We start from the raw sequence: 23,751 nt of genomic DNA on the forward strand, positions 1-23,751 counted from the left end.
GCGAGAAGGCATCGGTCCATGGCGAAGATCAAGGTAGCGAACCCCGTCGTTGAACTCGACGGCGACGAGATGACCCGGATCATCTGGGCCGAGATCAAGAACAAGCTCATCCACCCCTATCTCGACGTCGACCTCGAATATTACGACCTCGGCGTGGAGCACCGCGACGCCACCAACGACAAGGTGACGGTCGATGCCGCCGAGGCGATCAAGCGCCACGGCGTCGGGGTGAAGTGCGCGACCATCACGCCTGACGAGCAGCGGGTGAAGGAGTTCAACCTCAAGGAGATGTGGCGGTCGCCGAACGGCACGATCCGCAACATCCTGGGCGGCGTGATCTTCCGCGAGCCGATCATCTGCAAGAACGTGCCGCGCCTCGTGCCCGGCTGGACCCAGCCCTTCGTGATCGGCCGCCACGCCTACGGCGACCAGTACCGCGCCACCGACTTCAAGGTGCCCGGCAAGGGGCGCCTGACCATCAAGTTCGAGGGCGACGACGGCACCGTCATCGAGAAGGAGGTGTTCAAGTTCCCGGACGCCGGCGTCGCGATGTCGATGTACAACCTCGACCAGTCGATCATCGACTTCGCCCGGGCCTCGCTGAACTACGGCCTGGCCCGCAAATACCCGGTCTACCTCTCGACCAAGAACACCATCCTCAAGGCCTATGACGGCCGGTTCAAGGACCTGTTCCAGAAGGTCTACGAGGAGGAGTTCGAGGCCAAGTTCAAGCCGCTCGGGATCACCTACGAGCACCGCCTGATCGACGACATGGTGGCCTCCTGCCTGAAATGGTCGGGCGGCTACGTCTGGGCCTGCAAGAACTACGACGGCGACGTGCAGTCGGACACCGCCGCGCAGGGCTTCGGCTCGCTCGGCCTGATGACCTCGGTGCTGATGACCCCGGACGGCCAGACCGTCGAGGCCGAGGCCGCCCACGGCACCGTCACGCGCCATTACCGCGAGCACCAGAAGGGCCGCGAGACCTCGACCAACTCGATCGCCTCGATCTTCGCCTGGACCCGCGGCCTGTCGCACCGGGCCAAGCTCGACAACAATGAGGAACTGGCGAAGTTCTCGGCGACGCTCGAGAAGGTCTGCGTCGACACCGTCGAGGCCGGGCACATGACCAAGGACCTCGCGCTCCTGGTCGGTCCCGACCAGAAGTGGCTCTCGACCACGGGCTTCCTCGACAAGGTCGATCAGAACCTGAAGACCGCGATGGGCGTCTGAACGCCCCTACCCCGGTCGTGTTTGTGCGGCGGGCGCCTCGGGGCGCCCGCCGTTTTCATGTCGATCCATTCCCCGGGCGACGCTGCGGCCTACGAGGACGGCGAGGACCGGACTGAAGGCCGAGAGGCCAGCTCGGACCGCGCCCCGGACCAACGAGCCAGACGGCGATAACGGCGCCCCGGAGCGGCGTGAGCGGCACCTGTCGGAAGATGCCTCCGACGCCGACCAGGGCGATCGGCATCGGCCCAGGATCGATCAGCGCGGCCCCACCGACCGAGACCGCGCTGAGTGCGGCGCCCGATCAGGCTTCGGCCCGGTGATCCGGCGCGCAATTCTCGGCGAGCGCCTTGCCGACCTCGATCAGCAGCAGGTCGATCGCCGCCCGCATCAGCGGATCGCCGACCGAATCGATGAGGTCGCGCACCGAGAGGCACTGCGCCGCGAGGGCGTCCAGCGGGGCATCGTTCATGTCGGGGTTTCTCATCACGCGGCCAGGTAAGCCGGCTCGGATACGAGGACGGACCGGCTATCGCCGTGGACCGTGCGCAGCCGCGCCAGGGTGCGGTCATCGAAGGCGGCGGTGGCCGCCATGATCTCCTCGCCGCCGATCTGGATCGGCAAGCCGAGCGGCTGGGCGCGGAAATGCAGCTGGATGACGTGGATCATGTACAGGGTCGGCATCTGCAACAGCAGCGCCGTGAGGCCGTGCTCCCTGCCCCACTCGACGATGCCGGTGAGCAGCGCGATCGAGACCGGGTTGACCACCCGACCGCGGGCGCGATGCGAGCGGGCGACGCCTTGGCGGGTCCATTCCCAGAGATGCGGCCCCACGGGGCGCTCGCCTTCGCAGAGCTGCGGATAGACATCCGACAGGAGATGCGGCCGCGTCGTCGGCAGGAGGCGGCTGTAGCCGATGACAGTGTCGCCCTCCATGGCGAGGAAATGCACCGCGTGCGGCGTGTCGAACTGGTCGATCTCCCGCCCGTCCGGCCGGGCGAGATCGGTCCAGCCCTTTTCCTCGACGAAGATCTGGTGCCGCAGGCGCCAAGCCTGCTCCATCGCGTCGCCGTAGCGATGCGCGTTGGCTGGGGTGACCACATGGATCATGAAACAACCTCACGTCTCTATGCCGTGAGTGTCCCGCCTTCGTGGTCGCGTGTGTACTACGTGAAACCGTAGGGTTGCGTGTAGCGCGCAGGCTCAATGCAACCGTGAATTCCGATCGCGGATCGCGGTTGGGCCGGCGGAGCGGCGCGAACTCTACGTTATGAGGCCGGCCCGCAGGGCCTGCGCGACGGTGTGCGCCTTGTTCACCGTGTCGAGCTTCGCGCGGGCCGAGCGCAGGTGATAATCGACGCCGGACGCGGTGATGCCCATCACCACGCCGATCTCGGCGTCGGTCTTGCCCTCGGCGGCCCATTGCAGGGTCTCGCGTTCCCGGGGCGACAGCCGTACCGGCTCACCCGGCACCGGACGTGCGTTCATCAGCAGCAGCTGCCCGACCGCGTAGGTCGCCACCAGATTGACCGCGATGCGGTCGGCTGCCTCGATCTCGATTGCCGCTCCGGAGAAGCTGATGCCGCCCGGCTCGCCATCGAGCGTCACGAACGGGATCGTGAGCCCGGCCCGGATGCCGAATTCGCCGGCCTCGTTCATCACGCGACCGGCCACCGGGGTGTCGGGCTGCACGGTACTCCAATCGAACGGGGCGGCGGTGGTGCAGAGCCGGCGAACGGTCGGGTCGTGCAGGGCGTAGCCGCGGGTCACGTAGCGCCGGGCCCATTCCTCGGGCATCGTGCTGGCGAGGACGTAGCCCGCATGGCGGCGCGTCGGCAGGTTCGGCTCCGGCACGATGCCGGCCATGACGTAGGAAATCCCGTGGCGCTTGAAGGCGCCGACCAGCAGGCCGGCGATTTCGTCCGGCGTCGCGGCGCGGTCAAGATCACGCAAGATGTTGAACGTCCGGTCTAAATGTCTCGAATGCGGCATGCTCGACCCGGGGTTTTGCACGTTGCGCGACAAATCGCAGATCACCACAACCTGAGGATGGCATCTGCGGCGCTTCGGCGATAGGTTGTCGGCGAAATCTCCCCCCGTGGCGGAAATCTTTTCGGCCGCGATATGTGACACGGTCGGGTGCGAGCACCGAACCAATGATCGACGATGAAACGCCCCCAACCACGCGCTACCTGCTCGAGCGCATCGCCGAGACGCTGGACGTGCCGCCGTCCTACTTCTTCCGCGTCGACTCGGTCACGGTCGATCCGAACGGGCCGAGCGCGGCGCAATGCGAAGAGGCGGCGTCCCTGTTCCGGGCCATCAAGTCACCGACCCGCCGCGGCGCGGTGCTGAAGCTGCTGCGGGAGATGGCGGCCGATTCGTGAGCAGGCGCGCGCGACCGAAGTCGGCTAACGGCTGAGCCGAGGATCGACGTCACCGGGACGTCGCGCGAAAGCTCAGGCCGAGACCAGCAGGGCGGCGCCGGCCACGCCCGAGAGAACGAGCCGCAACCGGCCGAGCCAGAGGGGCACGAGGCCGCGGCGGGGCAGGTCCTGATCGATCAGGCCCCAGGCCAGAACCAGGGCGCCCAGGACGCGCAGATCCCAAGGCGCGGGCGCGGCCATGGCGGCCCAGGCGACCAGGGACGGGACGATCGCGATCACGTAATCGCCGTTGCCGGAATTGCGGGCCGCCGCCGCGCCCCAGCGAATGCCGCCCAGAAACGACGCGATCACCGCCCCGTACGCCGACAGGATCGTCCGTGGCGAGAGGCCGATGCTGCTCAAGCCGCCATCGGTGCCCGAGACAGCCAGCGCCGCGAAGCCCAGGAACGGGATCAGGCCGGCCACGCCCAGCACGAGCGCGCTGATCGGGACCGAGTTCCGGTGCGCCATCCATTCTCCGAGCCGCCACACGAGCAACGGCTACGCCTTCTTCAACGCAGGCGGGTGCCGCCCGGGTCAAGCGTTCCCGCATCGGGGCTGAGCGGTCAAGCTGCGACCAGGGCGGCAAAAGAGAGCATCGTCCCGGGAGGCCGCGGACGGATCTTCGGGACGATGCTTCGGGTTTCGTGAACGCGCGACGCTAGGACTTGCGCGACGGCGCGGTGAAGGCCGTCGGGTTCGGCGTCGGCGCACCCAGCAGCGACATCGGCGCCGTGACGCCGTCCTTCGGAGCGGGCGGCTCGTTCACCGCCGCGTCGATCTTGCGCGGCTTGAAGGTTGCCGCCAGGCTCTTCGCGCTGGCGAGGTCGGCGGGGCTCAGCTTGTTGGCCACGTCGTCGCGCTTCTTGGCGGCGTCGTCGTCACCCTGCGCCGCAGCGGCGGAGAACCACGCGTAGGACTGGACCAGATCCTGCGTCAGGCCGAGGCCGCGGGCGTAGAGCACCGCCAGATTGTACTGGCTGTCGCGGACGCCGAACTCGGCGCCCTGCCGGAACCACGAGGCCGCGGAGGCGAAATCGGGCTTGCCGTTGGCGGCGGGGTTCTCGGCGTAGAGCACCGCCAGGTTATGCATCGAGCGGGCATGGCCCTGCTCGGCCGCGCGCCCGTACCAAAGCTTGGCCTTGTCGAGGTCGCGGACGACTCCCGAGCCCTTCTCGTAATGGCCGGCGAGCTTGTACTGGGCGGGCGCGTAGCCGGCGACCGCCAGCTTCTCGAAGAGCTTTGCCGCCACAGCGAGGTCGCGCGGCATGCCGCGGCCATCCGCCTCGCGGGTCGCCAGATCCCAGATCGCCGTCCCGTCGCCGTCCAGAGCGGCTTGCTTCACCTTGGCGAGGGCGGGCGGCAGGGCGCCGAGATCCGCCTGCATCGTGTTCATGCCCGAGACCTGGGGCACGGCTGCCTTGGCATTGGCCGGACGCGCCTCGGCGGGAGGCGGAGTCGGCAGGGCCTGCGTGGTCACCGGATCGGCGATGGCCGGCTTCGGCGCCGCAGCCTCGGCGACCGCCTCCTGGCGCGGCTCACGGGCCGGCTCGATGCGCGCCGGGGCGACTTGCGAGGTCTGGACCGGGCGGGGCGCTTCCTCGGGTGCGCGCAGGCTGATCGCCTGGAGCGCACCGAGCGCCAGCACGATCGCCGCGAGCCCGAGCAGCAGCGGCCGGCGGCGGCGGTTGATCTCGGCGCGCAGGCGATCGAACCGGCTCTCGCCCGTCGTGGCCGCTTCCGCCTCGCCCTTGCCGGCGCGCAGGTCCCGGCGATCGGCCGGGGCTTCCGCGGCGAGCTCCGCCTGGGCGGCCTGGGCGGCGCGGCGGGCCGCCGCGATGAAGCTGGTCTTGATATCGGTCTCGCCGGCCTCAGGAAGCGGGCGCGGGCGGGACGCCTCGCGGTTCGGACGGCGCACCGCGGTCTCGCGCGACACGCGTGGCTCACGGCCCGGACGTCCGCTGCCCGGCTCCAGCAGATCGTCGGTCAGGCGCGACGCCTCGGGCGCGGCGCCCCGGGCGATCTCCGGGCTCGTCGAGGCCATCAGCCGCTCGTCGAGAGACGGCATGCGCGGGTTCGCGGCTTCGGCGGGGCCCAGCCGGTTGACCAGGCGCTCGAGGGCGGATTGCACGCCCTCCAGGGTGGCGCCGAGACGCTGGTCCGACGCGATCTGGCGCGCCTGCATGTCGGCGAGGCTCGCCCGCAGGAGCCCGATCTCCCCGAGATCGGCGCTCGGGAGGGTGGATCCCTTCAGGGTCTGGGCGACGGCATTGCGCGCGGCGCGCTCCACGACAGCCTCGCTCGGCGCCGATTCGCGCAGGGCCGCGACCTGCTGCAGGAGGTCGTCCATGGTCCGTTCGAGCCCGGCCAGGGCCGGATCGCCGCCGCGGGGCGCATCGAGCCGCCCCGCCAGGGAGACGACCTGCTTCTCCAGCGCATCGAGGCCCTCGTGCTCCGAGCGGCTGCCGACCTGGTCGACCTTGTCGGCGAGGCTGCGCAGCATGGCGTGGATCGAGGCCATGTCATTCGACTGGGCCGAATCCGGCTCCCCGGCGCGATCGAACCTCTGGTCGCGCGTGTACAAACCATCGACCTTGTCGGCGAGCGTCTGGATCTGCTCGGCGATGGCGCTCGGCGCGCCGGTTCGCACGTCGCTGCGGATCTCCTCCAGAAGCGGGCGCAGGCTGGCATCGGTCCCGGTGCGCTGCAGCTGCGCGATCTGGGCGCTCACGGCCTGCAGGCTGTTCGCCAGGCCCTGGATGCGCTCCGGACCCGCCAGGGCCCCGATGAGGCGGCGGATCTCCTCGAGCTCGGCGAACAGGCCGGCCAGGGTATGGCCGTCCGACCCGGCCGGGCCGGACGCGGCGACGCTGTCGAGACGCTCGGCCAGGCGGCGGACGTCGTCGGCGACCCGGGTGTGGACGTTCTCGGCGACCTCCTCGGCCAGGCGCTCGACCTGCGCCCGGACCTGCTCGACCGGAGCCGCGATGGCAGCGAGATCGGTGCCCACCTGAGCCCGCTCGATGCCGTGGGCCAGCGTGGTGACCGCCTGCTCCAGGGCGCCGACATCCCGGCTGGTCGCCAGTTGGTTGATCGCCTCGCGCAGGCGGACGGTCTCGCGCTGCAGCTCGGAGACCGCGGCCGACGGGGCGGCCATCTCCTCGACCCGCGCCTCCAGGCGGCGGGCGAGGTCCATGCGCATGCTCGCGACCACGCCGCCATCGGCCGGGCCGCCCGAGAGCGCGCGGGCGCCGACGCCTTCCGACAGCTCGCGCTGGCGCTGGCGGATATCCTGGACGGCGTTGCGGATCTCGACCGCGTCCGGGCGTCCGCGTCGGGCGGAGGGACGCGCGGAGGCGAATTGCTCGCCGAGCTGCGACATCCGCCGCTCGATATCGCCGAGCCGCTCGGTCACCTGCTGGACCGGATTCGCCTTCAGGGCGCGCTCGATCCGGGCCTCGATCTCGGCCAGACGCCGGGCCTCCGCCTCCTGGGCCAGGCGCCGCTCCTCGTCGAGCGTCCGGTTGAGGCCGTCGATGCGGCTCATCAGGGCGGCGAAGCCCTGGCCGTAGGCATCCGGTGCCGGGTCCGGATGGGTCTCGGCGTGCCGCTCGAACCGGGCGTCCTGATCCGCGGCAGCCTCGTGCTGGTCGATCTCGTGCCGGGAATCCAGGCGGGCGGCCTGCTCGGCCCTCTGCCGGCGGCGCTGCCGGCGGTTACCCTGGAGGCCCTGCTGCTGCGGCACCACCGAGGCGATCCAGGTCTCGAGCGGAACGCCGGCTCGCGCCGCCACGTCCCGGGCGGCGTCCAGCACCTCCGGGTCGAAACTGTCGAGCTGCGGCATGGCGTTGCGGGTCATCGATGGCCTGTCGTCGGCAGCGTTCGGCGTTGATCCTGTTCGCGGGACGGGACCGAGAGACGGTATCCACGGAACGCGGGTGCCGGATCGTTCGAGGGGACCTTTAACTTTCTTGGTAAACACACGGTTAAGGTGCGGTTGACCCAGTAATCTTCAGCGCCGGCGCGCGGAGGCGTGACACATCCCGCGGCCGCGACGGCAGAACCGTTGCTCCCGGCGCGACGGCGCGCTTAGATGCTCGCAAACGGGCGGGCCGAAGGTGGCATCAGCCTGAGCGAGGGGGAATCCCGTCATGCCGCACTACCGTGCTCCGGTCGACGACACGCTGTTCCTGCTCAACGATGTCCTGGGCTTTCATAACCGGGACAACCTCGCCGGCTTCGCCGACGCCTCCCCGGACGTGGTCGAGGCGGTCCTGCGTGAGGGCGCGAAGCTCGCCGAAGAAGTCCTCGCCCCGGTGAACCGGGCGGGCGATCTCGAAGGCTGCCGCCGCGAGCCCGATGGCAGCGTCCGGACGCCCACCGGCTTCAAGGCGGCCTACGACGCCTACGCGCAGGGCGGCTGGATGGGTCTCGCGGTCCCGGAAGCGTTCGGCGGCCAGGGCCTGCCGCACACCATCAACACGGCGATGCAGGAATTCGCGTCGGGGGCGAACCTCGCGCTCGGCATGTATCCGGGCCTGACCCAGGGCGCGATGGCCGCGCTCCTCGTCCACGGCACCGAGGAGCAGAAGGCGCTCTACCTGCCCAAGATGGTCGAGGGCGCCTGGACCGGCACGATGAACCTCACCGAGCCGCATTGCGGCACGGATCTCGGGCTCCTGAAAACCAGGGCGGTGCCGAACGGCGACGGCTCCTACAGCCTCACCGGCACCAAGATCTTCATCTCGGCCGGTGAGCACGACCTCGCCGAGAACATCGTCCACCTGGTCATCGCCCGGATCGAGGGCGCCCCGGCCGGCACGAAGGGCATCTCCCTGTTCGTGGTGCCGAAATTCCTGGTGAACCCGGACGGCTCGCTCGGCGCCCGCAACGGTGTGTCCTGCGGCTCCCTCGAGCACAAGATGGGCATCCACGGCAACGCCACCTGCGTGATGAATTACGACGGCGCCACGGGCTGGCTGGTCGGCCAGGAGAATCGCGGCCTCAACGCCATGTTCGTGATGATGAACGAGGCGCGGCTCGCGGTCGGCGTCCAGGGGCTGGGCCAGTCCGAGGTCGCCTACCAGAACGCCGTCGCCTACGCGAAGGAGCGGCTCCAGGGCCGGGCGCTGACCGGCGCCAAGGCGCCCGACAAGGCCGCCGACCCGATCCTGGTCCACCCGGATGTCCGGCGCACGCTGATGCAGATCCGGGCCTTCAACGAGTCCGCCCGCGCCCTGATGCTCTGGACCGCCCTGCAGGCCGACATCCTGCACCGGTCCGAGGACGCCAAGGAGCGCCAGACCGCCGACGATCATCTCGGCCTGCTCACCCCGGTGGTGAAGGGCGTGCTCACCGACCGCGGCTTCGCCAACGCGGTGGATGCCCAGCAGCTGTTCGGCGGCCACGGCTATATCGAGGAATGGGGCATGTCGCAGTTCGTGCGCGATGCCCGGATCGCCATGATCTACGAGGGCGCCAACGGCATCCAGGCCATGGACCTGATCGGGCGCAAGCTGCCCAAGGACGGCGGCCGGGCGATGATGACCTTCCTGGGCGAGGTCCAGACCTTCCTCAAGGACCACGGCGAGGATCCCGCGATGGCGCCGTTCACCCAGCCGCTCCAGGCCGGGTTGAACGATCTCCAGGGCGCCGTGATGTGGCTGATGCAGAACGCCTTCTCGAAGCCCGACAATGCCGGCGCCGGCGCCACGGACTTCATGCACCTCTTCGGCTTGGTCGCCCTCGGCTACATGTGGGCGCGGATCGCCAAGGCGGCCCAGGTCCGCAACGCCGAGTCGGCCTCGCCCCGCTGGGAGTCCAAGCTCACCACCGGCCGTTTCTTCATGGAGCGGATGCTGCCGGAGACCGGCCTGCGCCTCGCGCGGATCAAGGCCGGGGCGGAGACCACCATGGCGCTGGCGGACGAAGCGTTCTAGCCCCGACCTGCGGTCCCTCCCCGACCCATCATCCTGAGACGCCCGCTCCGCGGGCGAACTCCAGGATGATGCGATTTGATCGGATCGGCGCCTCAGGCGCTCAGCGCGCCGTCCAGATCCTCGATCAGGTCGGCCGGATCCTCGAGGCCGATCGACAGCCGCACCACCTCGGGGCCCGCGCCGGCGGCGGTTTTCTGTGCGTCGGTGAGCTGGCGGTGCGTGGTCGAGGCCGGGTGGATCACCAGAGAACGGGTGTCGCCGATATTGGCCAGGTGCGAGAAGAGCTGGAGGTTCGACACCAGCTTGACCCCGGCCTCGTAGCCGCCCTTCAACCCGAAGGTGAAGACCGCGCCGGCACCGTTCGGCGTGTAGCGCTTGGCGAGTGCGTGGTAGCGGTCGGTCTCCAGGCCCGGATAGCTCACCCAGTCGACCGCCTCGTGCTGCGCCAGATGCTTGGCCACCACCAGGGCGTTGTCGGAATGGCGCTGCATCCGCAGCGGCAGCGTCTCGATCCCGTTGAGGATCAGGAAGGCGTTGAACGGCGACAGGGCCGGCCCGAGATCGCGCAGGCCGAGCACCCGGCACGCGATGGCGAAGCCGAAATTGCCGAAGGTCTCGGCGAGCACCATGCCGGAATATTCCGGCCGGGGCCGGCTCATCATCGGGTAGCGGGCATCGCCAGCCCACTGGAACGAGCCGCCGTCGACGATCAGGCCGCCGATGGAATTGCCGTGCCCGCCCAGGAACTTGGTGGCCGAGTGCACGACGATGTCGGCCCCGTGCTCGAACGGCCGGATCAGGTATGGCGTCGCCATGGTGTTGTCGACGACGAGCGGGATGTTGTGCTTCTTGGCGACCTGCGACAGCGCCGCGATATCGGTGATGACCCCGCCCGGATTGGCGATGGACTCGCAGAAGATCGCCTTGGTCCGCGGCGTGATCGCCGCCTCGAACGAGGCCGGGTCGTCGTTGTCGGCCCAGGCCACCGACCAGCCGAAGTTCTTGTACGAGTGGTTGAACTGGTTGATCGAGCCGCCATACAGCTTGTTCGAGGCGACGAACTCGTCCCCCGGCTGCATCAGCGCGTGCATGGTCAGGAACTCGGCGGCATGGCCCGAGGCCACGGCGAGCGCCGCGGTGCCGCCCTCCAGCGCCGCGATGCGCTCCTCCAGCACGGCGTTGGTCGGGTTGGTGATGCGGGTGTAGATGTTGCCGAAGGCCTGGAGCCCGAACAGCGAGGCGGCGTGGTCGACATCGTCGAACACGAAGCTCGTGGTCTGATAGATCGGCGTCGCCCGCGCGCCGGTGGCTGCGTCGGGCGCGGCGCCGGCATGGATCGCAAGGGTGTTGAAGCCGGGCAGGCGGTCGGTCATCGTCTGGTCTCCTCGCACCGTCCCGCCTGTATGCCCGGCCCGGTGCGGCGCGCAAGGTTCCGACCGGCGCCCGGCGCGATTCGGCTACGCGTCGTGCGAGGCGCCGATATCGACGTGCGGCTGCCCGGCATCGACGAGGGCGCGGTCCACGGCCTCGATCGCCAGCAAGGTCCGGGTCAGGTCCTCGGCCATGGAGATCGGCGCGACGTCGATCCCGCCCAGGCGCTTGGCGATGGCGTTCCTCTGCCGCGCCAGGGCACCGCGTGCGCGTTTCAGGTCTTCGACCTCGTCGACGGTCATCCGCTATCCCTCTTTGAGGCCCGAGCCGTTCAGTCGCCCGGCGTCCAGTCGATGTTCGGCCGCTGCGCCAGCATCCGGTCGAAGTAGTTGGCGACCGCCTGGGCGCCATCCGTGTGCATCATCGCGACCGGATGCGCGAGGTAGGCGCGGGCGAGATCCATCGGAATCTGCCCGGACTGGAGGGCTTTCAGCACCTCGTCGATGAATGCGTCGTTGGCCTCGTTGAAATCGCTCGACAGCTTCTTGCGGTCGTTGAGCGCCTTGATCGGCATGCCGGGTCCTCTGTCGCGGGCGGGTTTGGAATGGTCACCAAGCCGGTGCGCGGCCGCGCAGATCCGTGCGGGGACGCGGGACTTTGCGGGCGGCCCTTGCCGCGCCGTCCACTCATCGGGCGGTCACGGCAAACGGATCTCCGCAAGAACCGGCCCGTCGATGCAACTCCTACGAGCGTGCGATTGCACACTTAAGTAACTGCGCCGCCACGTCGGTTGAAGCGGATTTCCGGCGTGACACGTTAATCCACCATGTCGAGTGATCTGATACCCGCCCACAGCGTCGAAGTCATTCCCTGCGCGAGCGATCCGCGGTGCTTCCGCTGGATCATCCGGGCCGGCGGAGGCGCGGTCGTCGAGCACTCACCGTACGCGTTCGTGACGCAGAACGGCGCCCGAATCTCGGGGGAGTGCTGGATCCGCGAGCATTTCGCGGACGGCGTGCGCGGCTGAGCCGGTCCCCCTCGCCGAAGCGACGCTGAATCCGGCTTCGCTTCGGCGGTCTGCGTCATCTCACGGGCGGATCCAGCGGTCCGCCGAAGAACTGGCCGCCCGAAGGTTTCCGCAAGTCACACGACGACGACGCACGCAGCCTCAAAAGCAAAAACGCCCGTACGGGCGTTTTGCGAGATCCTGGTTGGGAAGGAAAACTGGAGCGGGCGAAGGGATTCGAACCCTCGACCCCAACCTTGGCAAGGTTGTGCTCTACCCCTGAGCTACACCCGCTCACTAGTGCCTGGCCGCCTGGACTTCCGTGCCGGCGGCCCCCGGCGGCGCTCTCTAAACACCATTCCGCCGGGCGACGCAAGCGCCCTTTTTCAGGTTCGTGACGATTCACCAGATCGGGTCCGGCGGGAGGCCCTCCCGGATCTCGCGCAGGCGGGCGCGGGTCGCCCGGGTGGTGCCCTCCGGCAGGGCGTTGGCGGGAAAGAAGGCGCAGGCGGCGATCTCGCGATCGGGCGTCTTGGGTCGCAGCACCGCGAAGGCCGGCAGCACGAACACCGCGACGTGGTCCCGGGGTGCGGCGGCGGCGTTGCGGTAGAGCCCGTGCAGGCGCAGGGGCGCCTCCGGGACGATCTCCGCCTCCTCGCGGAACTCGCGCTCCATCGCGCCGATTGCGGTCTCGCCGCGCTCGACGCCGCCGCCGGGCAGGTGCCAGCCGCTGATGTAGGTGTGGCGGACCAGGGCGACGCGGCCCTGGCCGTCGAGGGCGACACCGCGCACGCCCAGGGTCATCCCCCGGGACGCGAGCGACCCGAGGTGGAACAGGCGCCGCAGGAACGGGCGGTCGAGGAGCATCCTCGGCGCGTCAGACGACGTCGAGGGTGATCTCACCCAGGCCGGCGATCGCCGCGACCATGCGCTCGCCGCGCTGGACCGGGCCGACACCCGACGGCGTGCCGGTGAAGATCAGGTCGCCGGGTTGCAGGGTGAAGTAGCGCGACAGGTAAGCCACCTGCTCGGCCACCGACCAGATCATGTCCGCGAGGTCGCCCGTCTGGCGGATTTCGCCGTTCACCGCGAGGGTGATCGCCCCCCTGGCCGGATGGCCGATCGCCGAGGCGGGGAAAAGCGCGCCGATCGGGCCTGAATGGTCGGCGGCCTTGCCGAGGTCCCAGGGCCGCGACAGCTTCTTGGCCTCGTCCTGCAGGTCGCGCCGGGTCATGTCGAGGCCGATCGCGTAGCCGTAGACGTGGTCGAGGGCGTCCGCCACCGGGATGTCGCTGCCGCCGCCCGCCAGAGCCGCCACCAGCTCGACCTCGAAATGGTAGTTCCGCGTCTGCGGCGGGTAGGTGTGCGGCGCCGGCTCGGGCCCGACGATCTGCAGGGCGTCGGCCGGCTTCATGAAGAAGAACGGCGGCTCGCGATCGGGATCGGCGCCCATCTCGCGGGCATGGGCGGCGTAGTTGCGCCCGACGCAGTAGACCCGGCGCACCGGGAACAGGTCGCTGCTGCCGGCGATCGGCAGGGCGATGCGGGGCGGGTTCTGGATGACGGACAGCATCGCGGCCTCGGGCTCTGGGGCGTGGGGGGATCCGGGCGCGTGGCCGCCCGGGGGCACAGGAGCGTTGTAAGGCGTGCAGGGGCCCGCGCCATCCCGACGCTTGCAACCGGCCCGGCCTGGTCTACAAAATTTCGCCGATGACGCCGCCAGCCCCCACCCACGATACGCTGCTCAGCGCGTTGCGCGACGGGCTCGGCGCGCGCCATGTGCTGACCGAATCCGAGGATCTCGCCCCCTATCTCGTCGAGAGCCGCAAGCTGTTCACCGGATCGGCGCTGGCGGTGCTGCGGCCGGGCAGCACCGAGGAGGTGGCCTTCGCGGTCCGGGCCTGCACGCAGGCCGGCATCGCTGTGGTGCCGCTCGGCGGCAATACCGGGCTGACCGGAGGCGGCATCCCGCAGGGCGGCGTGGTCCTGTCCCTGGAGCGGATGAACCGCCTGCGCGCGGTCGATCCGGTGGATTCCACGATCACGGTCGAGGCCGGGATGATCCTCTCGGAGATGCAGGATGCGGCCGAGCGGGCCGGCCTGCTGTTCCCGCTCTCCTACGCGTCGCGGGGCTCGGCCCGGATCGGCGGCGGCATCGCCACCAATGCCGGCGGCATCGCGGTGCTGGCCTACGGCAACGCCCGGGATCTCGTCCTCGGGCTGGAAGTCGTACTGGCCGACGGCCGGGTGTGGAACGGGCTGAGGGCGCTCCGGAAGGACAATGCCGGCTACGACCTCAAGCAGCTGTTCATCGGCTCCGAGGGGACACTGGGCATCGTCACCGCGGCGGTGCTGAAGCTGTTCCCGCGGCCGCGCTCCACCAGCGTCGCCTTCGTGGGGCTGGATTCGGCGCGCGCCGCCCTCAAGCTGTTCGTGGCCCTGCGGACCCGGATGGACCGGGATCTCACGGCCTTCGAGTACCTGCCGCCCTTCGCGCTGGAGATCGTGCTGCGCCACGTCCCCGGCACGGTCCGGCCGCTCACCGGGGAGCATGGCGCCTACGCGCTGATCGAGGTTTCGTCGGCGCGGCCCGATGCCGATACCCGCGCCGAGCTGGAAGCCGCCCTCGGCGACGCGCTGGAAGCCGGCCTGATCGCCGACGCGACCATCGCGGCGAGCGGAGCCCAGAACGCCGCGCTCTGGAGCCTGCGCGAGGGTGTGCCCGAGGCCCAGACCCGCGAGGGCGCCTCGATCAAGCACGACGTGTCGGTGCCGCTCTCGAAGCTGCCGGACTTCCTGGAGCGGGCGGGCGCGGCCTGCATCGCGGCGATGCCGGGCCTGCGGCCCTGCGGCTTCGGCCATTTCGGCGACGGCAACATCCACTTCAACCTGACGCAGCCGGAAGCGATGGACCGCGCCGCGTTCCTGGCGGAATGGGGCCGGTTCAACCGGATCGTCCACGACATCGTGCACGGGCTCGGCGGCTCGATCGCGGCCGAGCACGGCGTCGGCCTGATCAAGCGCGACGAGCTCGCGCATTACGGCGACCCGGTCGGGCTCGACCTGATGCGCCGGGTGAAGGCGGCGCTCGACCCTGCGGATCTGATGAATCCCGGCAAGGTCATCCCGAGCTAAGCTGCTCAGCCGCCTGACCGAGCCGGACGGCCGGACTCTGTGGTCAGGACCGTGGGGCGCAAACCGAGTTCGGCCGCGTCACCCTAGATCCGGAAAGCGACCTCGGCCGTCATGGGGCGAAGCGCGTCGGACCTTCCGATCCGAACGGGTGGACACAGGATCGTTCCGCCTGCCCGCCGACGGAAGATCGCGGCGGAGACCATTCAGGACACAGCTCCATCGCCCGAAGCCGCGCGATATAGGCTCGGACTTGGCAACGCTCGATGTCGGGCTCGCCGGCGGCGCAGATTCCCAAACGGCTGATGGGCCCGCGACCATCCGCCATCCAAAGCGACGGATGCCTCCGCGACCCTTCGTCCTGCCACACCGTCCGCTCGTCCGTCTTCACGGCAGACGACGTGCCTGTGTCACCAGGCCGGCGCCGCGCGGGGTCAAATGGCTGATCGAGCTAAAAAGTATCCTCGCGCGGAGCCCTGCGCGGCGATCGTGCAATCGCCGGCTTGTCGCCTTTTCCGCACCCGAGCAGGAGCGTTTCCGAACCGCGCCGGACACGCCGCTAGGCGTGGCATCTCACTCGACTGTGACCGCGGTCCTACGCAACGATCCTCATCAAAGCCGATTGGGCAGGGGTCGCACGTCCCACGGCGTGACGTCCATCCCTGTGCAAACGAGATTTTGATGACGCCTCAGTTCTGGCTCTGGTTGGGCTTTGTGGGAATGGCGGCCGGTGCCGCCGCCATCCTGTTCCTGGCAAAGCGGCGGACGCCAGCCGAGGAAGCCGACGGGATCATTCACGGAATCGTGCCGATCATCGCGGCTTGCTCCTATTTCGCGATGGCGACCGGCCAGGGCAGCATCGTGCTCCCCGCCGGCCCCGACGCGGCCGAGGCGGCACGCCAATTCTACTTCGCCCGTTACATCGACTGGACGTTCACGACGCCGCTGCTTCTGGTCGGGCTCGCGCGTACGGCGATGCATTCCGGGATGCGCCGCCCGGCCGTCGTCTGGGGGCTGATCGGCTCCGATCTGATCATGATCGTGACGGCCCTGGCTTTCGGCCTGTCCGATGTCGCCGCGGTGAAGTGGACCTGGTTCGCCATCTCCTGCGGCGCGTTCGGAGCCGTGTTCTACGGGATCTTCGTGCAGCTGCGTGAGGAGAATGCCAGCGAGCGTGCCGACGTGCGCACCGCCTTCCGGCGCAACGCGGTGTTCCTCACCGCTGTCTGGTGCGCCTACCCCGTGGTCCTGCTGGTCGGCCAGGACGGCCTGGGCTTCCTGTCGCCGACCCTCGCCCTGGCGGTGATCGCGATCCTCGATCTCACGGCCAAGGTCGTCTACGGCATCCTCGCCACGATGGAGACGACCCGCGCCGTCGATCGCGATCTCGCGGAGGGACGCCCCGCGGCGCCGCTGCGCCGGGCGGCCTGACGCGGATGGCGGCCACGTCGTCCATCCTTTCCGAACGGGAGGCTGTCCGGGCGAGCCGCCGACGCGTCCACGCGCCGGGGGCTGTGCTCCGACGCGTCCCCGGCGTGCTACTCGTCCTCGGGCTCACGGCCTCGGCGCTCCTGCCCCGCGACATCGCCTGGCTCGTGGCGCTGACGATCGTCATCCTGCTCGGGGTTCCCCACGGGGCTCTCGACGGCGCCATCGCGGCCCCCCTGCTGCGCCCGCGCTACGGTCGGGCGTGGTTCGGGATCTTCGCCGTCCCCTATCTCGGGCTCTCGGCGCTGGTGCTCTTGGCCTGGCAGGTTGCACCCCTGGCGACCCTGGCGGGTTTCCTGGCGCTCTCGGTCCTGCATTTCGGCGAGGAGGATGCGGGCCCCGGCCGGCCCTTCGAGGCGATCGTGCGTGGGGGACTTCCGATCGCCCTGCCGGCCCTGCTTCGGCCCGATGAGACGGCCGACATCTTCGCCTGTGTCGCCCGTGTGTCGATGCCTCAGCTGCCGGCTTGGTGGATTGCATCGGCGTGGCTCTGGCTCGCCCTCACGGCGTTCTGGCTCCTCACGCACCGTCCACGCGGCGCTGTCCTGACCGAGTTGATCCTTTTGGCCGCTGCCTTCTGGGTGCTGCCGCCCCTGACGGCCTTCACGCTGTATTTCGTCGGCCTGCACGGCCCACGGCACATGCGCGCGCTGGTGCGCGACCCGATCAAGGCACCCGGCATCGATACGATGCGGCGCGCATGTCTCGCCTCGCTGCCGGTCTTCGCGCTGACCCTTTTGATCGGTGCGGGGCTTTGGCCGCTTTATGCGCCGGGTGCCCACGATCATGTGGCCAATCTGCTGACCCTGACCCTGCAGATGCTCTCGGCGCTGACCGTGCCCCACGTCATCCTCGACCGCATCGCGGCCGGGCAGCCGGCGCCGTCGTCTCCGGGCCGATGACAGCACCGTTCAGCCGTCGCGGCGGCCGAGGCTGCAACGTATTGCGCAACCTGACTGCGCGAACCGCTAGTCCGTCTGAGACCCGACTTATCCTCGGAGTTCGCAGGTCGAGGATCGGCGTCGCGGCCCGGGAGAGAATTTGTGCGGCGCGCCATAATTCGGCACGGCGGCGGGTGCAGGAGTTGCCGCGACGGCGCGGTGTGCCGCCGCCGGACCGGGCATTAAGCGCCTGCTAACGCTTCGGGCCGACCCTCAATTCAGACGCCGGGGACGCCCGCGCCCGCCCAGGCATGGTCCTTGCTCAGGGTTCATTCATTTCGCATGTGCGAGATCAATGACCAGACGTCCACCGACAGACAGCTTTTGATTTCTTTGGAGACCGACGGAATGCCTACCTCCCAGGCCCGTGTGCAGACCGCCGAGGCGAGCCGCTACCTGCAGCAGCTCTGCCGGCACTGGAGCCACAAGTTCAAGGTCGAGGCGACCCCCGAGCACGGCACGGTGCCGTTCGGCGAGGACCGCGTCTGCACCTTCGACGCGGAGCCCGACGCCCTGGTGATGCGCATCGACAGCGCCGACCCGGTCAACCTCACCCGCCTCGAGAACGTGGTCGCCGACCACCTCGCCCGCTTCGCCTTCCGCGAGAGCCTCGGCGACATCCGCTGGTCCCGCGCCGCCTGATTTCTCGGTGGCGATGCGCTGAAGCGCGCCGAACCGTCACGCTGGGGCGCGTCCGGAAACAGACCGGGCGGCCTGTTTCGTCCCTCGAATATGTCTTGGCCGGTTGCTGGCGTAGGCTTTGCAACCGGGGTGGGCCGCGCGCGTCAGCGTCGGCAACCCCAGGATATGAGCGGACGACAGCATGAAGCGACGCACCCTGCTGCAAGGCGCCGGCGCCCTGATCGCCGGCGCGGTGGCACGCCCCGCCCTGGTCCGGGCCGCCTCGGCCACCACGCTGCGCTTCGTGCCCTACGCCGACCTGGCGCTCCTCGATCCGATCATCACCACCAACTACGTCACGCGCACGCATGCGCTGATGGTGTTCGACACCCTCTACAGCCTCGACGCGTCCTACCGCGCCCAGCCCCAGATGGTGGCGGGCCACGACGTGTCGCCGGACGGGCTCACGTGGCGGCTCACCCTGCGCGACGGCTTGCGCTTCCATGACGGCACGCCGGTGCTGGCCCGCGACGTGGTCGCGAGCCTCAAGCGCTGGTCCCAGCGCGATGCCTTCGGCGGCGCCCTGTTCGCGACGGTCGACGAGCTGTCCGCGCCGTCCGACACCCTGGTGCAGTTCCGCCTGAAGCGGCCGTTCCCGCTGCTGCCGGACGCCCTGGCGAAGCCGACCTCCTATCTGCCGGTAATCATGCCCGAGCGGCTGAGCGCGACGCCCGCCACCCAGGCCGTGCCGGAGATGATCGGCAGCGGGCCCTATCGCTACGTCGCGGCCGAGCGCGTGCCCGGCTCGCTCAACGTCTACCGTAAGTTCGAGGATTACCGGCCGCGCCAGGACGGCACGCCGAGCTTCACCGCCGGGCCGCGGATCGCCCATTTCGACCGGGTCGAGTGGCGCACGATTCCCGACGGCGCCACCGCCGCGGGGGCCCTGCGCTCCGGCGAGATCGACTGGTGGGAGCAGCCCCTGGTGGATCTCGTGCCCGACCTGCTGCGCCAGCGGGACGTGCGCGTCGAGCTCGTCGAGACGACCGGGCTGATCGGCCAGATCCGGCTCAACCACACCTTGCCGCCCTTCGACAACCCGAAGATCTGCCGCGCGCTGCTGTCGGCCGTGGACCAGACCGAGATGATGGATGCGGTGGCCGGCAGCGATCCCGCGATCCGGCGCGGCCCGGTCGGCATCTTCACCGCCGGCGGCCCGATGGCGTCCGACGCGGGGATGGAGGTGCTCTCCGGCAAACGCGACCTCGCCGCCGCCAAGAAGGCCCTGGCGGCGGCCGGCTACAACGGCGAGAAGGTCGTGCTGCTCGCCGGCACCGACGTGCCGCGGATCAACGCGGTCTGCGAGGTGATGGCCGATCTCTGCCGCAAGCTCGGCATGAATCTTGACGTGGTCGCCACCGATTGGGGCACGGTGAACCAGCGGATCCTCAACGCGAAGCCCCTGGACCAGGGCGGCTGGTCGATGTTCGGCATCTTCTCCGGCGGCCTCGACATGATCTCGCCGGCCTATCACCTCGCGGCCCGCGGCAACGGTCGCGCCGGCGTCCCGAGCTGGCTCACCGACGCGCCGCTCGAGGAGCTGCGCAGCGCCTGGTTCGCGGCCCCGGACCTCGACGGGCAGAAGGCGCTGGCGGCCAAGATCCAGGCCCGGGCGCTCGAGGTCGGCGCCTACATCCCCTGCTGCCAATACTTCCAGCCCACCGCCTACCGACGCGACCTGGAGGGCGTGCTCACCGGCCTGCCGCTGTTCTGGAACCTGCGCCGATCGGCGTGAGCGGTTCGACGCATCGTCTTGGTCCGAAAGCCGGCGACCACCTCGCGGGCCGATGCCCTAGCCGATCGACATCAGGCTGGCATTGCCCCCCGCGGCCGCGGTGTTGATCGCGGTCGAACGCTCCTCGATGAGGCCGGGCAGCGCGTAGAGAGCGCCCGCCGCCAGCGCCTCCGGCGTTCGGCCCTCGACCTGGACGATCGGCCCGGGCCGTTCGGCCAGGGCGCGGTTCAGCGCGCGCAGGCCCGGCGCATCGCCCTCGTACAGCACCGCCCGCACGGCGCCGGCCCGGTCGAGGTCGGGTGCCCGCTCGATCCGGGCTGCGCAATCCTCCGGCAGGGCGCGCAGCAGATCGTCGGCGTGGCTGGAGCCGATCACCACCGCCCGGTTGCCGGCCGCCAGGATCGCGCCGAGCTGGGCCAGCAGCCCAGTCTCGGTCTGCGCGACGGCCGCGACCCGCCCGCGGGGGTGCAGGGCGTAGAGGTTGCGCTCGCCCACCGGTCCGGCCAGCTCGACCTCGGCGCCGTGCGGACAGCCTTCGGCGGCGAGCCGTTCCGCCAGCGGGCCGTGACCCCGGGCGCGCAGCCAATCGCCGTAGCGCCGGCTCAAGCCTTCGTCGCCCGTGAGCCCGTCGAGGGCGGCGGCCGGGGGGCGCTTCAGCAGGCGGCCGAGATAGAGCGGGCCGCCGGCCTTCGGCCCGGTGCCGGACAGGCCGGACCCGCCGAAGGGCTGTACCCCGACCACGGCACCGATGACGTTGCGGTTCACGTAGCGGTTGCCGGCCCCGATGCGCCCGAGCACCCGGGCCACGGTCTCGTCGATGCGGGTATGGAGGCCGAAGGTCAGGCCGTAGCCGGTGGCATCGATCTCGGTGAGCAGCCGGTCCAGGTCGGCGCGGGCGTAGCGCAGGACGTGCAGGACCGGCCCGAACACCTCGCGCTCCACATCGGCGACGCGGGCGATCTCGACGAGCGTCGGCGGCACGAAGGTCCCGTGCGGCGCCTCGGCCGGCAGCGGGACCTGATGGACCGGAAAGCCGCGCGCCCGCATCGTCGCGACATGCCCTTCGATGCGCTCGGCCGCCGCCCGGGTGATGACCGGGCCGACATCGACCGCGAGCCGGCGCGGATCGCCCAGAACCAGCTCGCGCATCGCGCTCTTGAGCATCGTGAGGGTGCGGTCGGCGATCTCCTCCTGCAGGCACAGGATGCGCAGGGCCGAGCAGCGCTGGCCGGCGGAATCGAAGGCCGAGGCGATCACGTCGGCGACCACCTGCTCGGCGAGCGCCGAGGAATCGACCACCATGGCGTTCTGACCGCCGGTCTCGGCCACCAGCGGGACCGGCTCGCCGTCCCGGGTCAGGCGCTCGGCGAGGCGACGCTGGATCGTCTTGGCCACCGCGGTCGAGCCGGTGAACATCACTCCCTGCGCCCGCGCATCGCCGATGAGCGCCGCGCCGACCTCGCCGGGCCCGGGCAGAAACTGCAGCGCAGCCTCCGGCACGCCGGCCGCGTGCAGCACCCGGATCGCCTCGGCGGCGATCAGCGGCGTCTCCGCGGCGGGCTTGGCCAGGACCGGGTTGCCGGCGGCCAAAGCGGCCGCGACCTGGCCCACGAAGATCGCCAGGGGGAAATTCCAGGGCGCGATGCAGACCGCTGGGCCGAGGGGCCTATGCGTGCCGTCGAGCGTCCGCTCGGCCTCGGCCGCGTAGTAGCGCAGGAAATCCACCGCCTCGCGAACCTCCGCCACGGCGTTGGCGAAGGACTTTCCGGCCTCGCGCACGATCAGGCCGATCAGCACCGGCATCCGGGCTTCCAGGGCGTCGGCCGCTTCGCGCAGGCGGGCGGCGCGGATCTTCGGCGCCGTCGCGGCCCAGGCTTCAGCGGATGCGACGGCCCGGGCAAGCGCAGCCTCGATGGCGGCGGGCGACGCGGCCCGGACTGCGCCGATGATGTCCCGGTGGTCGGCCGGGTTGCGCACCGGCATATCCGCCGACGCCGGGTCGATCCCGGAGGGCACCGCCCGCCACTCCGTCCGGCCACTTCCGGCCAGGTCTTCGGCGAGACGAGCCAGGGCCGCCTCGTCGGCGAGGTCGAGGCCCGCGGAATTGGCGCGGCTCCCGCCGAAGAGGTCGCGGGGCAGCGTGATGCGCTCGTGCGGCGCGCCCGGGACCGGCATCGCTGCGACCGCCGCCACCGGATCGGCGATCAAGTCCTCGACCGGCACGGCAGCGTCGCCGACGCGATTCACGAAGGAGGAGTTGGCGCCATTCTCCAGGAGCCGGCGAACCAGATAGGCCAGCAGGGTCTCGTGGGTGCCGACCGGCGCGTAGATCCGGCAGGGCCGGTCGAGCCTGCCCGGCCCGACGACCGCCTCGTAGAGCGGCTCGCCCATCCCGTGCAGGCACTGGAACTCGTACCGCCCGATGGAAAAATCCGGCCCGGCCATCTCGACGATGCTGGCCAGCGTCTGGGCGTTGTGGGTGGCGAATTGCGGGAAGACCGCGTCCGGCGCCGCGAGCAGTTTGCGCGCGCAGGCGAGGTAGGACACGTCGGTGTGCAGCTTGCGGGTGAAGACCGGGAAATCCGCGAGCCCGTCTACCTGGGCGCGCTTGATCTCGCTGTCCCAGTAGGCCCCCTTCACCAGGCGGACCATGAGCCGGCGCCGGCTGCGGCGGGCGAGGTCGATGAGCACGTCGATCGCGAACGGGCAGCGCTTGCCGTAGGCCTGGACGACGAAGCCGAGCCCGTCCCAGCCCGCGAGATCCGGGTCGAAGGCCAGGGTTTCGAGGATGTCGAGGGACAGATCGAGCCGGTCCGCCTCCTCCGCATCGATGTTGAGGCCGATGTCGTAGCGCCGGGCGAGGCGCGCGAGGTCCCGGACCCGGGGTGCCAGCTCGGCCATCACCCGCCCGCGCTGGGAGCGGGTGTAGCGGGGATGGAGCGCCGAGAGCTTGATCGAGATGCCCGGCCCCAAAAAGATCCCGCGGCCGGCCGAGGCCTCTCCGATCGCCCGGATCGCGTCCTCGTAGGAGCGCAGGTAGCGCGCCGCGTCCTCGGCGGTGAGGGCGGCCTCGCCGAGCATGTCGTAGGAATAGGTGAAGCCCTTCGCCTCCATGCGCTTGGCGTTGCGCAGGGCCTCGGCGATGTCGCGCCCGGTGACGAATTGCTCGCCCATCAGCCGCATGGCGAGGTCGACCGCCTTGCGGATCAGCGGCTCGCCCCCGCGCCCGATCAGCCGGGTGAGCGCTGCCGACAGGCCGGTCTCGCTGCGCGTCGCCGCGAGCCGACCGGTGACCAGCAGGCCCCAGGTCGCCGCGTTCACGAAGGGCGACGGGCTGTGGCCGAGATGGGCGGCCCAGTCGCCGCCGGCGATCTTGTCCCGGATCAGCGCGTCGCGGGTGGCGGAATCCGGGATGCGCAGCAGCGCCTCGGCCAGGCACATCAGGGCGACGCCCTCCTGGCTCGACAGGGCGTATTCGTGGATCAGCCCCTCGACCCCGCCGTGCCGGGTCTGGCGGCGCAGGGCCTCGACCAGATGTCGCGCGGTGTCGGCGACGCGCCCGGCGGCCTCGGGCGGCAGGCGTGCGCGATCGAGCAGCGGCGCGACGCAATCCGGCTCGGGCCGCCGGCAGGCCGCGACCATCGCGGCCCGCAGGGGCGACAGTGGCACGACCTCGGCCGCGAGGGCCGCGAACGGGTGCCCCTCCGCGTCGGCGGATCGCTCGGGACGGCCGGATCCGGACATGATGCGCCTCTCGGAATTGCGCGACGATTCACACCGTCGTCTCAGGCTACATCGTCCG

19 protein-coding genes and 1 tRNA gene are annotated in these 23,751 nt (G+C 70.3%); 8 read left to right on the forward strand and 12 right to left on the reverse strand.

The features are described from left to right. Window positions 1-18 precede the first annotated feature (18 nt). The gene (locus tag BMZ47_RS07095) at window positions 19-1,233 is read left to right on the forward strand and encodes an NADP-dependent isocitrate dehydrogenase (protein WP_007561658.1); all 1,215 of its coding nucleotides are present in this window, start codon (window positions 19-21) and stop codon (window positions 1,231-1,233) included. A gap of 301 nt (window positions 1,234-1,534) precedes the next feature. Here BMZ47_RS07095 and BMZ47_RS28445 read toward each other — a convergent pair whose 3' ends face one another. The 3 genes from BMZ47_RS28445 to BMZ47_RS07110 all read right to left on the reverse strand — a co-directional run bounded on the left by BMZ47_RS28445 (window position 1,535) and on the right by BMZ47_RS07110 (window position 3,183). Beyond that, window positions 1,535-1,702: a hypothetical protein gene (locus tag BMZ47_RS28445; protein WP_163006204.1), complete on the reverse strand. Its 168-nt coding sequence runs from the start codon at window positions 1,700-1,702 to the stop codon at window positions 1,535-1,537. Window positions 1,703-1,716: 14 nt separating this feature from the next. Beyond that, entirely contained in the window at window positions 1,717-2,340 is a 624-nt protein-coding gene (locus BMZ47_RS07105; protein ID WP_007561654.1) for an acyl-homoserine-lactone synthase, read from the reverse strand. Between the two features lie 153 nt (window positions 2,341-2,493). Continuing rightward, window positions 2,494-3,183 (reverse strand): autoinducer binding domain-containing protein, encoded by a 690-nt coding sequence (locus BMZ47_RS07110; RefSeq protein WP_244536751.1) that lies wholly within the window; start codon window positions 3,181-3,183, stop codon window positions 2,494-2,496. A gap of 203 nt (window positions 3,184-3,386) precedes the next feature. On the opposite strand from BMZ47_RS07110, the gene BMZ47_RS07115 reads away from it, so the two are divergent. Continuing rightward, window positions 3,387-3,617 carry a hypothetical protein gene (locus tag BMZ47_RS07115; protein WP_007561650.1) on the forward strand — a complete coding sequence of 77 codons (231 nt, stop codon included), beginning with the start codon at window positions 3,387-3,389 and terminating at the stop codon, window positions 3,615-3,617. Window positions 3,618-3,689: 72 nt separating this feature from the next. Here BMZ47_RS07115 and BMZ47_RS07120 read toward each other — a convergent pair whose 3' ends face one another. After that, entirely contained in the window at window positions 3,690-4,127 is a 438-nt protein-coding gene (locus BMZ47_RS07120; protein ID WP_007561642.1) for a DUF3429 domain-containing protein, read from the reverse strand. Between the two features lie 190 nt (window positions 4,128-4,317). Next, entirely contained in the window at window positions 4,318-7,515 is a 3,198-nt protein-coding gene (locus BMZ47_RS07125) for a tetratricopeptide repeat protein (RefSeq protein ID WP_091860119.1), read from the reverse strand. 292 nt (window positions 7,516-7,807) lie between these two features. Here BMZ47_RS07125 and BMZ47_RS07130 point away from each other — a divergent pair, with 292 nt between their 5' ends. Next, window positions 7,808-9,595 carry an acyl-CoA dehydrogenase C-terminal domain-containing protein gene (locus BMZ47_RS07130; RefSeq protein ID WP_091860123.1) on the forward strand — a complete coding sequence of 596 codons (1,788 nt, stop codon included), beginning with the start codon at window positions 7,808-7,810 and terminating at the stop codon, window positions 9,593-9,595. A 92-nt stretch (window positions 9,596-9,687) separates the two neighbouring features. Here the strand turns inward: BMZ47_RS07130 and BMZ47_RS07135 are convergent, their stop codons facing one another. The 6 genes from BMZ47_RS07135 to BMZ47_RS07165 all read right to left on the reverse strand — a co-directional run bounded on the left by BMZ47_RS07135 (window position 9,688) and on the right by BMZ47_RS07165 (window position 13,545). Further along, window positions 9,688-10,968 (reverse strand): O-acetylhomoserine aminocarboxypropyltransferase, encoded by a 1,281-nt coding sequence (locus BMZ47_RS07135; protein WP_091860129.1) that lies wholly within the window; start codon window positions 10,966-10,968, stop codon window positions 9,688-9,690. An 84-nt stretch (window positions 10,969-11,052) separates the two neighbouring features. After that, the gene (locus BMZ47_RS07140; protein ID WP_007561630.1) at window positions 11,053-11,268 is read right to left on the reverse strand and encodes a hypothetical protein; all 216 of its coding nucleotides are present in this window, start codon (window positions 11,266-11,268) and stop codon (window positions 11,053-11,055) included. A 29-nt stretch (window positions 11,269-11,297) separates the two neighbouring features. Further along, on the reverse strand, window positions 11,298-11,540 hold the full coding sequence (locus BMZ47_RS07145) for a hypothetical protein (RefSeq protein ID WP_050732968.1): 243 nt from the start codon (window positions 11,538-11,540) through the stop codon (window positions 11,298-11,300). A gap of 651 nt (window positions 11,541-12,191) precedes the next feature. Further along, window positions 12,192-12,266: transfer RNA gene (locus BMZ47_RS07155), tRNA-Gly, on the reverse strand. A gap of 108 nt (window positions 12,267-12,374) precedes the next feature. Continuing rightward, window positions 12,375-12,839: an NUDIX domain-containing protein gene (locus tag BMZ47_RS07160; RefSeq protein WP_091860132.1), complete on the reverse strand. Its 465-nt coding sequence runs from the start codon at window positions 12,837-12,839 to the stop codon at window positions 12,375-12,377. 10 nt (window positions 12,840-12,849) lie between these two features. Continuing rightward, the gene (locus tag BMZ47_RS07165; protein ID WP_091860136.1) at window positions 12,850-13,545 is read right to left on the reverse strand and encodes a fumarylacetoacetate hydrolase family protein; all 696 of its coding nucleotides are present in this window, start codon (window positions 13,543-13,545) and stop codon (window positions 12,850-12,852) included. Window positions 13,546-13,682: 137 nt separating this feature from the next. Here BMZ47_RS07165 and BMZ47_RS07170 point away from each other — a divergent pair, with 137 nt between their 5' ends. The 5 genes from BMZ47_RS07170 to BMZ47_RS07190 all read left to right on the forward strand — a co-directional run bounded on the left by BMZ47_RS07170 (window position 13,683) and on the right by BMZ47_RS07190 (window position 19,949). Continuing rightward, window positions 13,683-15,107: an FAD-binding oxidoreductase gene (locus BMZ47_RS07170; protein ID WP_091860139.1), complete on the forward strand. Its 1,425-nt coding sequence runs from the start codon at window positions 13,683-13,685 to the stop codon at window positions 15,105-15,107. Between the two features lie 678 nt (window positions 15,108-15,785). Further along, complete coding sequence (locus BMZ47_RS07175) at window positions 15,786-16,535, forward strand: bacteriorhodopsin (protein WP_091860142.1); 750 nt, start codon at window positions 15,786-15,788, stop codon at window positions 16,533-16,535. Between the two features lie 104 nt (window positions 16,536-16,639). Next, window positions 16,640-17,494: a Brp/Blh family beta-carotene 15,15'-dioxygenase gene (locus tag BMZ47_RS07180; RefSeq protein WP_091860146.1), complete on the forward strand. Its 855-nt coding sequence runs from the start codon at window positions 16,640-16,642 to the stop codon at window positions 17,492-17,494. A gap of 387 nt (window positions 17,495-17,881) precedes the next feature. After that, window positions 17,882-18,175: a DUF2218 domain-containing protein gene (locus BMZ47_RS07185; protein ID WP_039902563.1), complete on the forward strand. Its 294-nt coding sequence runs from the start codon at window positions 17,882-17,884 to the stop codon at window positions 18,173-18,175. Between the two features lie 181 nt (window positions 18,176-18,356). Then, entirely contained in the window at window positions 18,357-19,949 is a 1,593-nt protein-coding gene (locus BMZ47_RS07190) for an ABC transporter substrate-binding protein (RefSeq protein ID WP_091860152.1), read from the forward strand. Window positions 19,950-20,006: 57 nt separating this feature from the next. Here the strand turns inward: BMZ47_RS07190 and putA are convergent, their stop codons facing one another. Further along, entirely contained in the window at window positions 20,007-23,693 is a 3,687-nt protein-coding gene (gene putA / locus BMZ47_RS07195; RefSeq protein WP_091860155.1) for a trifunctional transcriptional regulator/proline dehydrogenase/L-glutamate gamma-semialdehyde dehydrogenase, read from the reverse strand. Window positions 23,694-23,751 lie beyond the last annotated feature (58 nt).

The organism is Methylobacterium brachiatum (assembly GCF_900113845.1).
GTDB classification, from domain to species: Bacteria; Pseudomonadota; Alphaproteobacteria; order Rhizobiales; family Beijerinckiaceae; genus Methylobacterium; species Methylobacterium brachiatum.